We start from the raw sequence: 13899 nt of genomic DNA, 5'->3' as shown, positions 1-13899 counted from the left end.
AAACCTAGACACGCACTTAACATGTTGAAGTATTAAATATGAGTAAATATGACATTGCAGTAGTAGGTGGCGGAATGATCGGTGCGGCCATCGCTTTGGGTCTGGCTCAGCAAGGGAAAAGTATCGCGTTGATAGAAGGAAGTGCGCCTGCTTGCTACTCCCCTGATCAGCCTTTGGATATTCGAGTCTCTGCGATATCCCAGCACTCTGTCAATCTGCTCGAAAAACTGGGAGTCTGGGAGGACATCGCTGGTATGCGAGTATGTCCTTACAAGCGACTAGAGACATGGGAGCATCCTGAGTGTCGAGTCAGGTTTGATGCTGAAGTTATCGGTCTGGAGCAGTTAGGCTTTATTGTCGAGAATCGCTTAGTGCAGTTGGGCTTGTGGCAGGCACTTAAAAACCATAACAATGTCACCTTATTCTGTCCTGATAAACTTGAACGCATCCATTATTGTCAATCCAATCACTTGCACTTCTCCTCCGGTGTGTCGATTGAGGTTGATTTAGTTATCGGTGCTGATGGCGCAAACTCTAAGGTTCGAACATTGGCAGGCATTGGGACGACATCTTGGGATTATCGTCAACACTGTATGTTGATTAATGTTGAGACAGACTTTGCGCAACAGGACATTACGTGGCAGCAATTTACTCCTAGTGGCCCACGTTCATATATCCCTTTGCCACCAGACAGCGATGAGAAAAAGCACACAGCGAGAGCTTCACTCGTTTGGTATGACAACCCAAAGCGCATTAGGCAGTTGGGCACTTTAACTGAAGAGCAATTACGAGATGAAATTCTACGTAATTTTCCAAAGGAATTGGGGGATATTAAAGTTATCCGGTCTGGAGCATTTCCATTAGTTCGTAGTCATGCTCAGAGCTACTATAAAAAGAATTGTGTTTTGGTGGGAGATGCAGCCCATACTATTAATCCATTGGCTGGACAGGGCGTTAATTTAGGTTTTAAGGATGTTGAAGTGTTGTTGGAGGAACTGGGTGATTGTCAGATTTTATCTGAGGCTCTGCCACGATATGAGCGCCGTCGTCGATTCGATAATCTTACGATGCAAACGGGTATGGATATTTTTTATAAAGGATTTAGCAACAACCACTCGTTGGTGAAGTTTGCAAGAAATGCTTTGCTAAGGTGTGCAGAGCACTCTGGAGTAGCCAAAAAACATGTGCTTGAATATGCAATTGGCTTGAAATGAGGCGATAAAAAACGCAGCTTTGTACTGCGTTTTTTTAGCTGTAGGTGTTACTTCGTAACACGAAGTATTGTGCTATCGCTCACGTTCACTGTGCCTGAAAGCTTATTCAATTCTTTGATTTCATCCATGTTAGAAATTACTACAGGCGTCAAAGTAGATTTGGCCTTTTCTTCTAATAGTGCCAAATCAAACTCTATAATAGTGTCACCGACTTTTACCGCTTGACCTTCTTCAGCAACACGTTTGAAGCCTTCACCCTTCAATTCAACGGTATCGATACCGAAGTGTACAAATAGCTCAACACCATCGTCAGATTCGATAGAGAACGCATGATTGGTCTCGAAGATTTTACCGATGGTGCCGTTTACAGGAGCGACCATTTTATCGCCGGAAGGTTTGATAGCAATGCCATCACCAACAATTTTTTCGGCGAAAACAACATCTGGAACGTCTTCGATATTTACGATTTCACCGGACAAAGGCGCAATGATTTCGATTGCACCTGCGTCTGCGCTGTCGTCTGATACCAGCTTCTTAAGTTTGTCAAACAGACCCATTGTGTCGTGCTCCTAACGTTTTCATTTAATTCTGTCGAATTATAGTATACTAATCTAGCAAGATAGACGACAAATTTTGCAGGCTAACTTGCTATATTTGACGAGTTATTGCGCTTTTTCAGCGATAAAACCCTCAACTAGAGTTTCGATTTCTTTTGCCGTTGGCAAAGTCAGGGCTTTTTCAGCCATTGCTTTGACTTCAGTATAGCTTGAGTTGCGAATGACTTTCTTTACTTTGGGTATAGAAATACCACTCATAGAAAATTCATCCAGTCCCATACCCATTAGCAATAATGTTGCTTTTTCATCACCTGCAAGTTCACCGCACATACCTGTCCATTTTCCTGCCTGATGAGAGGCATCAATGACTTGTTTGATAACCGTGAGAACAGCAGGTGATAGTGGGTTATATAGGTGTGAAATCATCTCATTACCGCGATCAACAGCAAGTGTGTATTGTGTAAGATCATTTGTTCCGATCGAGAAAAATGCAACTTCTTTTGCGAGATGATGAGCGATTGCCGCGGCTGCTGGTGTTTCTACCATAACGCCGATTTCAATTTCTTCATCAAATACATAGCCTTCATCACTAAGCTCTTGCTTGTATTGTTCGATGGCTACTTTCAATTCTCTAATTTCTTCGACTGAAATTATCATGGGGAACATGATACGCAGTTTTCCATGCGCCGAAGCACGAAGTATCGCACGTAATTGATCGCGAAGGATTTCACGGCGATCTAAGCTAATTCGAATTGCTCTCCAGCCTAGGAAGGGGTTCATCTCTTCTGGCAAGTCCATGTAGGGTAGGTCTTTATCACCGCCAATATCCATGGTGCGAATAATGACCGATTGGCCGTTCATGGCTTCTGCAACTTCACGATAGGCTTTATATTGCTCTTCTTCTGTGGGAAGCGAGTCACGGTCCATAAATAAAAACTCAGTGCGGTATAAACCCACACCTTCACCACCGTTGCGCAGCACACCTTCGCAGTCTTTAACTGTTCCAATATTGCCGCATATTTCAACGCGGTGCCCATCTGTAGTTTCTGCACTTAGGTCTTTCAGCTTTGCTAATTCGATTTTTTCGTCTTCAAACGAAGCCTTAACACTTTGCGCTTGCTCGAGTTCCGCCTGAGAAGGATTAACAATTACCTTATTGTTCATTGCATCAAGGATTAACGTATCACCGTTTTGTACTTTTTTGGTAATATCATTTGTACCAACGATGGCAGGTAATTCGAGTGAACGAGCCATGATAGAAGTGTGTGATGTTCTACCACCGATATCACATGCAAACCCAAGAACATAATCTAAGTTAATTTGAGCAGTTTCAGAAGGTGTAAGATCATATGCGACAAGGATAACTTCCTCATCGATATCACTCAAGGAAACAATATTAATGCCCAACGCATTTTTGACGAATCGATTACCGATGTCTCGGATATCGGTTGCGCGTTCTTTCAAGTACTCGTCATCGAGAGATTCTAGAGCACTCGCTTGTTCTTCAATGACGGAGTAGATGGCATGATCAGCAGACATCTTATCTTTTTTGATAAGTGTTAAGATTTCATCCTCCAGCTCTTCATCTTCAAGAAGCATAATGTGGCCTTCGAAGATAGCCTCTTTCTCTTCACCAAAAGTTTCGAGTGCTTTTTGTTTGATAGTCTCGAGTTGCGCTGATGACTTACTGCGAGCATCAAAAAAACGTGCTACTTCAGTCTCAATTTGGTCATCAGAGATGGTATTTTTGTTTAAGACAATTTCATCTTCTTGGAGCAGTAATGCTTTACCGATAGCAATACCAGGAGATGCTAGGATGCCTGAAATCATAGCCTTACCTTAAGTTGGTCATCTTTAGAACGGGAAAATAATGGATTACGCTAAGACTAGATGTAGCTAACATCTAGTCCGATTTCCAATAAAGTCACTTCGATTTGTGAAATGGCTTCGTTGGCCATTAGGGTTTTTAGTGTAGTTCATCCATAAGAGCAACGAGGTGATCAACTGCATCTTGAGCCTGTGGCCCTTCAGCTGAGATGGAAACGACAGTACCTTTCACTAAGCCGAGTGTTTGTAATTTGAATAAGCTTTTTGCACTTGCACTTTTTCCATTCGAAGTGACAGTGATGTCAGCATCGAAAGACTTAGCTTCTTTTACGAACTGTGCAGCAGGACGAGTGTGTAGGCCATTTTCTGCCGTAATTTCTACTTGCTTCTCGTACATGTTGTTTACCCCAATATGATTTATATTTCGATAGTCTTTTATCCAGCGTGAGCTTAACGACAAAAACATTGTGCTGCTAGGCTCAAAAGTTGTTACTTCGATTCGTACCGCACTGGATATAAATTTTTCAACAGCGCTTGTGAATCGCGTCGCTGACATAAACTCTTATCTAACTTTTATTTTGAAGCTAGAAATAAAACATACCGATATTACCAAAGGTGGGGCTAGGATCAACAAAAAAGCCCCTAACTGGGGCTTTTTTAAACAAAAAGGATATTTTCTTTTGCTTTATTGAGTGTTTTCTTTTTCTGTGAACAGCCCAGCAAAGAGCGCTGTGCTTAGATAACGTTCACCTGAACTTGGTAATACTGTTACGATCGTTTTTCCTGAAAACTCAGGTTGTTCTGCGAGCCTATTTGCTGCAACAACAGCTGCTCCAGAAGATATACCAGCCAGAATACCTTCTTCCTCCATTAGCCGGCGTGCCATGATGATAGCTTCCTCTGACGTCACAGCTTCTACTTGATCAATGAGTTTCAGGTCAAGGTTTCCTGGAATAAAGCCCGCACCGATACCCTGTATTTTATGTGGTGCAGGTTGTATTTCTTCGCCAGCGAGTGCTTGAGCGATAACCGGAGATTCAGCCGGCTCCACAGCAACTGAAACGATATTTTTACCTTTGGTAGATTTAATATATCGACTCGTACCTGTTAAAGTACCGCCAGTACCGACACCAGCGACAAAAACGTCGATTTCCCCATCGGTATCATCCCAGATCTCAGGCCCTGTCGTTTGCTCATGAATCTGAGGGTTTGCGGGATTGTTAAATTGTTGTAATAACAGATATTTTTCTGGATTGTTGGCGACAATCTCTTCTGCTTTACTGATGGCGCCTTTCATTCCTTTTGCGGCTTCCGTAAGCTCCAGATTTGCGCCCATCGCCTTGAGTAATTTACGGCGTTCTAAGCTCATTGATTCTGGCATTGTTAAGGTTAGTTTATAGCCTCTAGCTGCAGCGACAAAAGCCAATGCAACGCCAGTGTTACCACTTGTCGGTTCGACGAGCTCTACACCGGGCTTCAACTGTCCAGACTTCTCTGCCTCCCAGATCATGTTTGCACCAATACGACATTTGACGCTAAAGCTTGGGTTGCGTGCTTCGACCTTTGCTAAAACTTTTCCATTACTCACTTTATTGAGCCTCACTAATGGAGTGCTACCAATAGTTTGCGAGTTATCTTCGTAAATTTTTCCCATAAATATTCCCTCATTTCTGCCACATCAGATGTCAGAAGATTAAACCTCAAATCAATGAAGTTCTAGTAAATTATTTAAGGTAGAGAGTAGGTCAGCTTGGAAATGGATAGAAGGATTAAATTGTTATATCTTATGATTGATGTCCCGAGAAACGTGGTGTGAGTTTCTCGGGAGCTATTTGGTAGTTATCACTGCTGCTTAAATTCAGCGACCCACATAGAAGTTGCTCCACATACCGCGACAGGAACAATAAACAGGTTGAGGATAGGAATGGTGGTAAACAATGACACCAGTGCACCGAAACCGTAGGCCTTTCCTTGTTTTTGTTTTAGATTGCCGCGCATGTCATTGAAGCTAATTTTGTGGTTATCAAAAGGGTAGTCACAGTATTGAATAGCCAATATCCAAGCGGTAAATATGAACCAGAGCAACGGACCGATAGTTTGGCCGAGTGCTGGTACTAAGAGTAATAAAAATAAGCCTATAGTTTTAGGCAAAATATAGAGAAGTTTACGCCATTCTCGTGCCAATATTCTGGGAGTATCTTTGATGATATCAAATAGCCCGTCATCATTGGCTTTTTTACCCGTTAAATGCAGTTCAACTTTTTCTGCAAGTAATCCATTAAATGGCGCTGCGATAAAATTGGCAAGCGTACTAAAAAAGTATGAAAATGTGGCTAGAATGGTCAACGCTAGTAATGGCCACAGGATATAGCTCAGCCAAGACAGAAAACTCGGAAGCTGACCAAGTGCTTGCTCTATCCATATATCTAGGTTGCTAAAGAGATAATAAAGCGCCCCTCCGACTAAAAAGATATTGGCAAGTAAAGGCAAAAGAACAAAGCGGCGTATTCCGGGGGTATTGGCGAGTTCCAGGCCATGGGCAAAATAGCCGAAACCTGAGCGTTGTCTAATTTGTTTAGTCATAATGAGAATCAATGCTGTAAAAATGAACGTTTTCTATCTTAACAGGAAAAAAGCGTGTTCAAAATCACAACATTGTTTGAACTTCTCACATTAAGTTGTTCTAAAACACCATTGAGTTTTGGTAGAGTAACTCAAGGTCACGTTAAAATTGGTTCGATATTGACAGTTGAGAGTCGATATATTGAGTAATATGAGAGCGAAAAATGCAGGAACTGCGATTTGTACTGATCATTGTCGGAGCGATAGCGATCGCTGCTTTACTATTCCACGGCTTGTGGACGAGTAAAAGAGAGAGGAAAGCAAAGTTTGCCCATAAACCTATTGGCAAGCTTGAGTCCGATAATGTTGAAGAAAATTCTCCGCAGCGAGCTTTTGCTCCTGAGGATGACTTTGAGATCATAAAAAAAGAGCGTAAAGAACCCGAATTTGCTGAGAAAGAGCCCATTTCGATGGACCCTTTGTTCGAGGGGTATAATGAAGATAGAAATGATGATAATCCATTTTTGTCAGAACCCTTGAAAAGCACCCAATCAGAGCCGTTTAGTGTGGAAGAAGTGGAATCCGATTTCTCAGACCGAGAGGTCGAGAGCATCCCATCGAATTCACCTGAAGCCTCTTCGACTTCAGTGGAAAAAGAAGATGATCCTTTTGAGGTCATTGTTCTTAATGTTCACTGCGCTGGTGAAGAACCTCTCCTCGGGACAAAACTATTTGATAGTATGCAGCAAAATGGTCTTGTTTATGGAGAGATGGATATATTTCATCGCCATGCTGATTTATCCGGAACAGGTAAAGTATTGTTCAGCGTCGCGAATATGATGCAGCCTGGTACTCTTGCACACGGTGACCCAGCAGATTTTACTACTAAGGGAATCTCGTTTTTCATGACCATGCCATGCTTTGGTGATGCTGAACAAAACTTTAAGTTGATGTTAAAAACAGCACAGCAGATAGCGGATGATTTAGGTGCAAATGTGTTGGATGATGCGCGTAATCTAATGACGCCCAATCGTTTAGACAGCTATCGTGCTCAAATTCAAGATTTTAAATCTGCTCAATAAGCATACTGAGCGTCAAAAAAAGCCCTTAGGGGCTTTTTTTTATTTTCTTCCAGTTGCACTCATTGTTTCAGATAGTCATACTTTCGCCATTAGATTTTAGAGGGAAGGTTGTTACTGATTCGCCTTTCAATAATTTCATTTTTTAGAGTCGACTATGTCAAAAGAGATCGAAACCAAGCTTAATCATTTACGACAGTTACTTCACTCTCATGGAATCAAGTACTATGTTGAGGATAACCCACAAATCCCTGATTCTGAGTATGATCGTCTCATGAGGGAATTGCTCGAACTTGAATCCCAACACCCTGAACTTGTGAGTCTTGATTCACCTACCCAACGTGTTGGCGGAAAACCGTTAGATGGCTTTGAATCGGTGCAGCATGAAATCCCAATGTTGTCATTGGATAATGCTTTTGATGATCAAGAGTTAGATGCATTTCAGAAACGTATGCAAGACCGGCTTGGTGATGAAAATATTGGTTTGTTCTGTTGTGAGCCAAAATTAGACGGTTTGGCCGTTAGTTTGCTCTACGAAAATGGTGTTTTAATCCAAGCTGCAACTCGCGGTGATGGTGCCACAGGGGAAAATATTACCGAAAATGTTCGAACGATTAAATCGATTCCCCTTCAGCTACAAGGTAGTAACTGGCCGGCACGTATCGAGGTTCGTGGTGAAGTCTTTATGCCCAAGGCTGGCTTTGATAAGTTAAATCAACAGGCTTTAAAAAAAGGTGAGAAAGTCTTTGTCAATCCGCGTAATGCGGCCGCTGGGAGCCTTAGACAGCTTGATTCCAAAATTACCGCCTCAAGACCATTAAGCTTTTATGCCTACAGTGTGGGTGTTGTTGAGGAAGGAGAGCTCTCATCGAGTCACTACGAGCGTTTCATTCAGTTGACAAGATGGGGCTTACCTATGTGCCCTGAAACTTTGCAGGTAGATGGACTATCAGCAGTTAAGGACTTCTATCAAGATATACTCAATCGTAGAGATGATCTAGCCTATGAGATTGATGGAGTAGTGATAAAAGTTGATAACGTTGCTGTGCAAGAACGCCTTGGTTTTGTGGCTCGTGCACCTCGTTGGGCCATTGCCTATAAGTTTCCTGCACAGGAAGAGATTACTGTTCTCAATGATGTTGAGTTCCAAGTCGGTCGTACCGGCGCGATTACTCCGGTAGCCAAACTGAAGCCTGTGTTCGTCGGCGGAGTTACGGTCAGTAATGCAACCTTGCACAATGCTGATGAAATTGAACGTTTGGGAGTGATGATTGGTGACGAAGTCGTCATTCGAAGGGCAGGAGATGTCATTCCACAAATTGTTTCTGTTGTTCTAGAGCGTCGCTCCGATACAACCAAACCCATCACTTTTCCCATTTGCTGTCCGGTATGTCATTCAGAAATTGAACGCCTTGATGGAGAGGCGGTTGCTCGGTGTACTGGAGGTTTTGTATGCCAAGCTCAACGCAAAGAGGCACTGAAACATTTCGTTTCTCGTAAAGCATTGGACGTCGATGGCTTAGGTGAAAAAGTGATTGAGCAATTGGTTGATAGAGAGCTGGTTTCAACACCTGCTGATCTATTCAAGCTCTCTCCTCATCAACTTTCTGTTTTAGAGCGTATGGGACCCAAATCAGCGAAAAACGTGGTTGATGCACTTGAACACTCGAAATCAACAACTCTGTCAAGATTCTTATACTCATTAGGAATAAGAGAGGTCGGAGAGGCAACAGCTACTAACTTGGCTAAGCATTTTAAAACCCTAGCCAATATTACTGCCGCGCCTCATGACGCACTGATTGAAGTACAAGATATCGGTGATATTGTTGCAAAACACATTACGGCGTTCTTTTCTCAACAACAAAACCAGACCGTTATTGACGATTTACTTTCACAAGGTATTGAATGGTCTGATATTGAGGATAACCATGCTAATACACCGCAAGTTTTACAGGGAAAAGTGGTGGTATTGACGGGCTCTTTATCTCAGTTGAACCGCTCTGATGCCAAAGAAGCCTTAGAGAGCTTAGGGGCAAAGGTGACCGGTAGTGTGTCTAAGAAAACAGATATCCTATTTGCTGGAGAGAATGCAGGGTCTAAACTGGCGAAAGCTCAAGATTTGGGAATAGAGATTCGAACAGAACAAGATTTAGTAGCCCTTATTCGCTAATAAAAAAGCCGGCTTCGCCGGCTTTTTACTTCTTGGATGTCATGATTTATGAGTCGCTATTTTCGTTACCACATTCTGAAATAGTCAGAATTATCCCATTGACGTTAGTAACCTCGACCAACTTACCCGCTGCGATGTTATGGGCAGCCTCTGCCGTCCAAGTCGTATCACCCACTTTGATTCTTCCTTTACCGGCGAGAAAATCTTCTTCGAGTCTAATTCTCTGACCAATCAATTGTTTTTGCTTTTGGTTCAGGTCTCTCGAATCATCATTTTCTGTATCTGCTTTAAACTGTCTACGCCACCAAAGCCAAGTTGTTAAAAGAGAAAAACAAGTAAATGAAATCCACTGTAGCTGCCAACTCATGGGTATTAAAGAGAGTACGACACCAACGATGAGCGCAGAGATTCCGAGCCAAAGAAAGTATCCTGCTGCTCCAAAAATCTCGACCGCTAGCAGAGCCAACCCGAAAGAAAGCCAATGCCAGTGATTGATTTGTTCTAATAACTCAAACACATTCACCTCTACTGCTTTGAATGATCAGATGCTTTAAACATCTCGGCAATACCTGCGATTGAGCCCATTAAACCAGAGGCTTCAAGCGGTAGCATAATGATCTTGCCATTTTCAGCTTGGCCAATACTTTTTAGTGCTTCGGTGTAGCCCTGGGCGATAAAGTAATTAACAGCTTGCATATCTCCTTTTGCTATCGCTTCCGATACCATTGAAGTGGCTCGTGCTTCCGCTTCTGCTGCTCTTTCTCTGGCTTCAGCCTGAAGAATAGCAGCCTGCTTGTCTCCCTCCGCTTTGAGGATCTCTGACTGCTTGTGACCCTCGGCTTTTAAGATCTCGGCCTGTCGAACACCCTCAGCCTCGAGGACTTCAGCGCGCTTGTTTCGTTCTGCTTTCATTTGTGCATTCATTGCCGCAGTCAAATCTGAAGGTGGTTGAACGTCTTTGATTTCAATACGCGTTACTTTTACACCCCAAGGGTTGGTCGCTTCATCGACGATGGAGAGCAATTTTGTATTGATCATATCTCTTTGGCTGAGCATTTCATCCAATTCCATAGAGCCTAATACAGTCCGAATATTGGTCAATGTTAGGTTACGAATGGCATGTTCCAGATCATTGACTTCATAAGCGGCTTTTGGCGCATCGATAACCTGCACAAAACAGACCGCATCTATGGTCACATTGGCATTATCTTTAGAAATAACTTCTTGTGCCGGAATATCTAAGACTCGCTCCATCATGTTTATTTTTTGTCCAATGCCATCAATGAAAGGAATAATCATATTGAGGCCTGGCTTAAGGGTGTGAGTGTAGCGACCAAAGCGCTCCACAGTCCAATTATTGCCCTGTGGAACTGTTTTTATCCCTGCAGCAAGTAGAGCAATAGCGGCAATAAGGAAAATACCAATTGTGATCAGTGAATCAATAGCCATAAAGACGTCCTTTCATTGGGTGGATCAATTATTGTTTAACAATGTTAATTGAAAAAGCCGAGTGAATCTCGGCTTTTCAGAGCAATGCACTAGTAAAGAATTGAATAGAGTTGACGTCGATACTTACTGGCGACAGGATTACCTTGCCCAAGTGCTGAGAGTATATCCATAAAAGACTTTTTAAGGTCGCCATCTAGTGCATTCAAATCACGCGCCAAGGGAGCCCAAAGTAGCGCCATTGCTTCTTCGTCTCTATTTACTTGATGGTAGCTTAATGCCAATTTATTGATGACTTCTAAGTCATCGGGCTTGTTTTCCAGTGCACTCTCTAATTGCTGTATTTCTGGGCTGTTGGCGGCTTGCTCGTGCAGCTCCAGCTTTGCAATCAGGCTCTTATAGTAGCCATCCTGATATTCGAGCGGTATGTGCTCCAACAACGTCTTTGCTTGGTCGAACTGGTGAGTTTCTAGGTAGCAGTCTGCTTTCGCTAATTTGACGTCTCCAGACTCTTGTAAGGAGGGAGTTAGTGTTTCTATGAGCGACAGTGCCTCACTGTATTGGCCAAGTTTCACCATTTCCAGTGCTTTGCTCAAGTTGAGTTCGTCTTGGCTAGGCAGGTGTTTGGTTAATAGTTCTTGAACGGCGCTGATAGATTGTGGACCACCTAATCCATCAACCGGCTGGCCATTGATGAATAGAGCAATGGTTGGCAGAGCTTGAACGCCGAACTGGCTTGCAATCATTTGTTCTTGCTCGCAATTGAGCAGAGCTAGTGTAAAGGCCCCTTCATATTGTTGTGCAAGTGCTTGTAATTCTGGAATGATCTGTGAGCTTTCTTGACTCATTGGTGCCCAGAAATGGATGAGCACTGGAGTTTGCATTGAACCTTCGAGGGTTTCACGGAAGTTTTGTTCGCTAAGCTCAACAATATAGGGTGAATGCATCTGAGTTGTCCTTGGGTTTGACTTATACACATGAAATATGGGCTTGTTTCATCGAAATCAAGGCCTCAGAGATGTATATATTTGAGAAGCACTTCACGTGAAGAGTATGAAGTGCTCTATTAAAGGTGGTTAAGCTGAATTGTTAAGCAAGCAAAAAAAATAGCAACGCAATAACAATACTTAACCAGTTAAACTGGTTGATCGTCATCGTTTTTTGTTCCGCAAGAGACAGGGGTCGTTGGTTACTTGAATGTAATTGAACTACCCTGCTTACAATAGCGTTAAAATATGACGAAATTATGACCATCTTACATTAGGTCGCGCGATTTAGAATGGTATCAAGCATCCTCGCAGTTAACACACGTTTTAGGAAAGCAAACACTTTGGTTGGCGTGGTCACCCGATAACGGATTTTTGGTTTTTTCGCCTCCAATGCGTCGAGCAGTGGTGGGATACATGATTCTGGTGGGAGTACAAAAGTACTGCTTGATGTTTTGCCTTTTAATCGTTCTAATTGTTGTCTGTAGTACTTTTCATGAGCGCTGTTTTCTACTTTGATCCATCGTTTAAAGGCTCTTTGAGCATTAGCCCTAAATTGAGTTTCGATTGGACCTGGTTCAATCAGGCTAATGTGGATATTGGTTTCCATGAGCTCTAACCTTAAGGTATCACTCCACCCTTCGATAGCAAATTTTGATGCGTTATAGGCACCACGATATTTCAGTGCTGCGAAACCCAAAACAGAACTATTTTGAATAATTCGACCGCAGTTTTGCTTGCGCATTGAGGGGAGAACTTCTGTAACTAATTGATGCCATCCAAAAAAGTTTGTCTCGAATTGCTCTTTTAATGCTTCAGTAGGTAGGTCCTCAAGAGCCCCTGGTTGTCCGTAAGCACCATTATTGAAAACAGCATAAAGTTTACCATCAGAGATTTCCAAAGCCTGGCGAACACCCTCTGTAATGCTATCGGGGTTAGAGAGATCAAGTAGTATCGAAGTTAAACCCTCGGATTGGAGACGAGATACATCCTTCTCCTGACGACATGAGGCTATAACGTTGTAGCCTTTTTCTTTTAAAGCATGAGCAGCGGCATACCCGATCCCGGTTGAACATCCTGTAATTAAGATTGAGTGAGGCATTACTATTTTTCCATATTTTTAATACATTGAGCCTACATGATTAATCTTAATGTTGTAAAAGGTTTTTTAGCGCTGGTTCTAGGTGCGGATAGCTGAAATGGAACCCTAACTCTGTCAGTTTTCTAGGCTTTGCATGTAAGCTGTCAAATAATAGATCCGAACTTTCTCCCATAGCAAGTGACATGACCCACTTAGGTGTGCGCATTAGATGAGGACGATTTAGGGATTTTGCCAATAATTGGCTAAACTGCTTGTTTGGTACTGGGTGAGGAGCACAGAAATTAAACTCTCCTTGTGCATGAGGTGTCTCGATAAGAAATGAGATCCCCCTCACCATATCCAACATATGGATCCAAGGCATATATTGCTCTCCTTTTCCCATAGGGCCACCAAGCCCAAGTCGATAAGGAAGAAGCATTTTGTCAAGGGCACCGCCTTGTGGAGATAATACAATTCCTGTTCTGAGTAAACATACTCGGGTATTTTCAGAGCGTGCTCGATTGGCGATCTTTTCCCATTGAGCGCAAACATAATGAGAAAATCGTTCAGAGGATACATTCAAACTTTCATCAAAGGGGTGTTCTTGCTGATCACCGTAGTAGCCTACAGCTGATCCACTTATAAATAGTGAGGGTGGTGAAGTGCTGGCATGAATAAGTTCAACCAGTTTTTCAGTCAATTCCCAGCGACTATTACAGATATGTTCCTTTTGTTTACTCGTCCAACGCTTGTCAGCGATAGGTTCTCCAGCTAAGTTGATAACAATATCAATTTCATTTAGATCGTGAAAGCTTTCCAGTGAGTCAATATACTTAAGGTTACCGATATCTGTGTGAGTTAACACATGCTTCGCATTGCTAATATTTCGGCTAAGTATCGTGACTTCATGCATGGTTAGGTACTTGAGCAACTCTCGCCCAATAAAGCCGGTTCCACCAGTAAGCAATACTTTCATT

General features: G+C 42.6%; 13 protein-coding genes. 3 read left to right on the top strand and 10 right to left on the bottom strand.

What is annotated here, in order from left to right:
* Positions 1-38: 38 nt before the first annotated feature.
* Positions 39-1214, top strand: coding sequence for a 2-octaprenyl-3-methyl-6-methoxy-1,4-benzoquinol hydroxylase (locus RH40_RS07335; RefSeq protein ID WP_009600797.1), 1176 nt, complete (start codon positions 39-41; stop codon positions 1212-1214).
* A 47-nt stretch (positions 1215-1261) separates the two neighbouring features.
* On the opposite strand, the gene crr is transcribed toward RH40_RS07335, so the two are convergent.
* The 5 genes from crr to cysZ form a co-directional block, all read right to left on the bottom strand.
* Complete coding sequence (gene crr / locus RH40_RS07330) at positions 1262-1771, bottom strand: PTS glucose transporter subunit IIA (protein WP_009600796.1); 510 nt, start codon at positions 1769-1771, stop codon at positions 1262-1264.
* Between the two features lie 105 nt (positions 1772-1876).
* Positions 1877-3601, bottom strand: a complete 1725-nt coding sequence (gene ptsI, locus RH40_RS07325) for a phosphoenolpyruvate-protein phosphotransferase PtsI (RefSeq protein WP_009600795.1) — start codon at positions 3599-3601, stop codon at positions 1877-1879.
* Positions 3602-3737: 136 nt separating this feature from the next.
* Positions 3738-3995 (bottom strand): HPr family phosphocarrier protein, encoded by a 258-nt coding sequence (locus RH40_RS07320; RefSeq protein ID WP_009600794.1) that lies wholly within the window; start codon positions 3993-3995, stop codon positions 3738-3740.
* A gap of 288 nt (positions 3996-4283) precedes the next feature.
* A complete protein-coding gene (cysK, locus tag RH40_RS07310; protein ID WP_009600793.1) occupies positions 4284-5252 on the bottom strand; it encodes a cysteine synthase A in 969 nt (322 codons plus the stop codon).
* Positions 5253-5440: 188 nt separating this feature from the next.
* Entirely contained in the window at positions 5441-6181 is a 741-nt protein-coding gene (gene cysZ / locus RH40_RS07305) for a sulfate transporter CysZ (RefSeq protein WP_009600792.1), read from the bottom strand.
* A gap of 203 nt (positions 6182-6384) precedes the next feature.
* Here cysZ and zipA point away from each other — a divergent pair, with 203 nt between their 5' ends.
* Positions 6385-7242 (top strand): cell division protein ZipA, encoded by an 858-nt coding sequence (gene zipA, locus RH40_RS07300; protein WP_009600791.1) that lies wholly within the window; start codon positions 6385-6387, stop codon positions 7240-7242.
* Positions 7243-7396: 154 nt separating this feature from the next.
* On the top strand, positions 7397-9409 hold the full coding sequence (gene ligA, locus RH40_RS07295) for an NAD-dependent DNA ligase LigA (RefSeq protein WP_009600790.1): 2013 nt from the start codon (positions 7397-7399) through the stop codon (positions 9407-9409).
* A 46-nt stretch (positions 9410-9455) separates the two neighbouring features.
* Here ligA and RH40_RS07290 read toward each other — a convergent pair whose 3' ends face one another.
* From RH40_RS07290 to RH40_RS07270, 5 genes are all read right to left on the bottom strand, one after another.
* The gene (locus RH40_RS07290) at positions 9456-9926 is read right to left on the bottom strand and encodes an NfeD family protein (RefSeq protein WP_009600789.1); all 471 of its coding nucleotides are present in this window, start codon (positions 9924-9926) and stop codon (positions 9456-9458) included.
* Positions 9927-9934: 8 nt separating this feature from the next.
* Positions 9935-10858, bottom strand: coding sequence for an SPFH domain-containing protein (locus RH40_RS07285; RefSeq protein WP_009600788.1), 924 nt, complete (start codon positions 10856-10858; stop codon positions 9935-9937).
* An 89-nt stretch (positions 10859-10947) separates the two neighbouring features.
* Positions 10948-11802 carry a co-chaperone YbbN gene (locus RH40_RS07280; protein ID WP_009600787.1) on the bottom strand — a complete coding sequence of 285 codons (855 nt, stop codon included), beginning with the start codon at positions 11800-11802 and terminating at the stop codon, positions 10948-10950.
* Between the two features lie 313 nt (positions 11803-12115).
* Positions 12116-12943 carry an SDR family oxidoreductase gene (locus tag RH40_RS07275; protein WP_009600786.1) on the bottom strand — a complete coding sequence of 276 codons (828 nt, stop codon included), beginning with the start codon at positions 12941-12943 and terminating at the stop codon, positions 12116-12118.
* 46 nt (positions 12944-12989) lie between these two features.
* Positions 12990-13898, bottom strand: a complete 909-nt coding sequence (locus RH40_RS07270; RefSeq protein ID WP_009600785.1) for a TIGR01777 family oxidoreductase — start codon at positions 13896-13898, stop codon at positions 12990-12992.
* Between the last annotated feature and the right edge of the window lies 1 nt (position 13899).

This window comes from Vibrio caribbeanicus ATCC BAA-2122, from assembly GCF_000165125.1.
Taxonomy (GTDB): Bacteria; Pseudomonadota; Gammaproteobacteria; order Enterobacterales; family Vibrionaceae; genus Vibrio; species Vibrio caribbeanicus.
The sequence above is the reverse complement of the archived record's forward strand: the minus strand, read 5'-3'. Positions and strand labels throughout refer to the sequence as shown.

Excerpts from the sequence above, each read along its gene's own strand:
- RH40_RS07335 (WP_009600797.1), top strand. The coding sequence starts at position 39 with ATGAGTAAATATGACATTGCAGTAGTAGGTGGCGGAATGATCGGTGCG.
- crr (WP_009600796.1), bottom strand. The coding sequence starts at position 1,771 with ATGGGTCTGTTTGACAAACTTAAGAAGCTGGTATCAGACGACAGCGCA.
- ptsI (WP_009600795.1), bottom strand. The coding sequence starts at position 3,601 with ATGATTTCAGGCATCCTAGCATCTCCTGGTATTGCTATCGGTAAAGCA.
- RH40_RS07320 (WP_009600794.1), bottom strand. The coding sequence starts at position 3,995 with ATGTACGAGAAGCAAGTAGAAATTACGGCAGAAAATGGCCTACACACT.
- cysK (WP_009600793.1), bottom strand. The coding sequence starts at position 5,252 with ATGGGAAAAATTTACGAAGATAACTCGCAAACTATTGGTAGCACTCCA.
- cysZ (WP_009600792.1), bottom strand. The coding sequence starts at position 6,181 with ATGACTAAACAAATTAGACAACGCTCAGGTTTCGGCTATTTTGCCCAT.
- zipA (WP_009600791.1), top strand. The coding sequence starts at position 6,385 with ATGCAGGAACTGCGATTTGTACTGATCATTGTCGGAGCGATAGCGATC.
- ligA (WP_009600790.1), top strand. The coding sequence starts at position 7,397 with ATGTCAAAAGAGATCGAAACCAAGCTTAATCATTTACGACAGTTACTT.
- RH40_RS07285 (WP_009600788.1), bottom strand. The coding sequence starts at position 10,858 with ATGGCTATTGATTCACTGATCACAATTGGTATTTTCCTTATTGCCGCT.
- RH40_RS07280 (WP_009600787.1), bottom strand. The coding sequence starts at position 11,802 with ATGCATTCACCCTATATTGTTGAGCTTAGCGAACAAAACTTCCGTGAA.
- RH40_RS07275 (WP_009600786.1), bottom strand. The coding sequence starts at position 12,943 with ATGCCTCACTCAATCTTAATTACAGGATGTTCAACCGGGATCGGGTAT.
- RH40_RS07270 (WP_009600785.1), bottom strand. The coding sequence starts at position 13,898 with ATGAAAGTATTGCTTACTGGTGGAACCGGCTTTATTGGGCGAGAGTTG.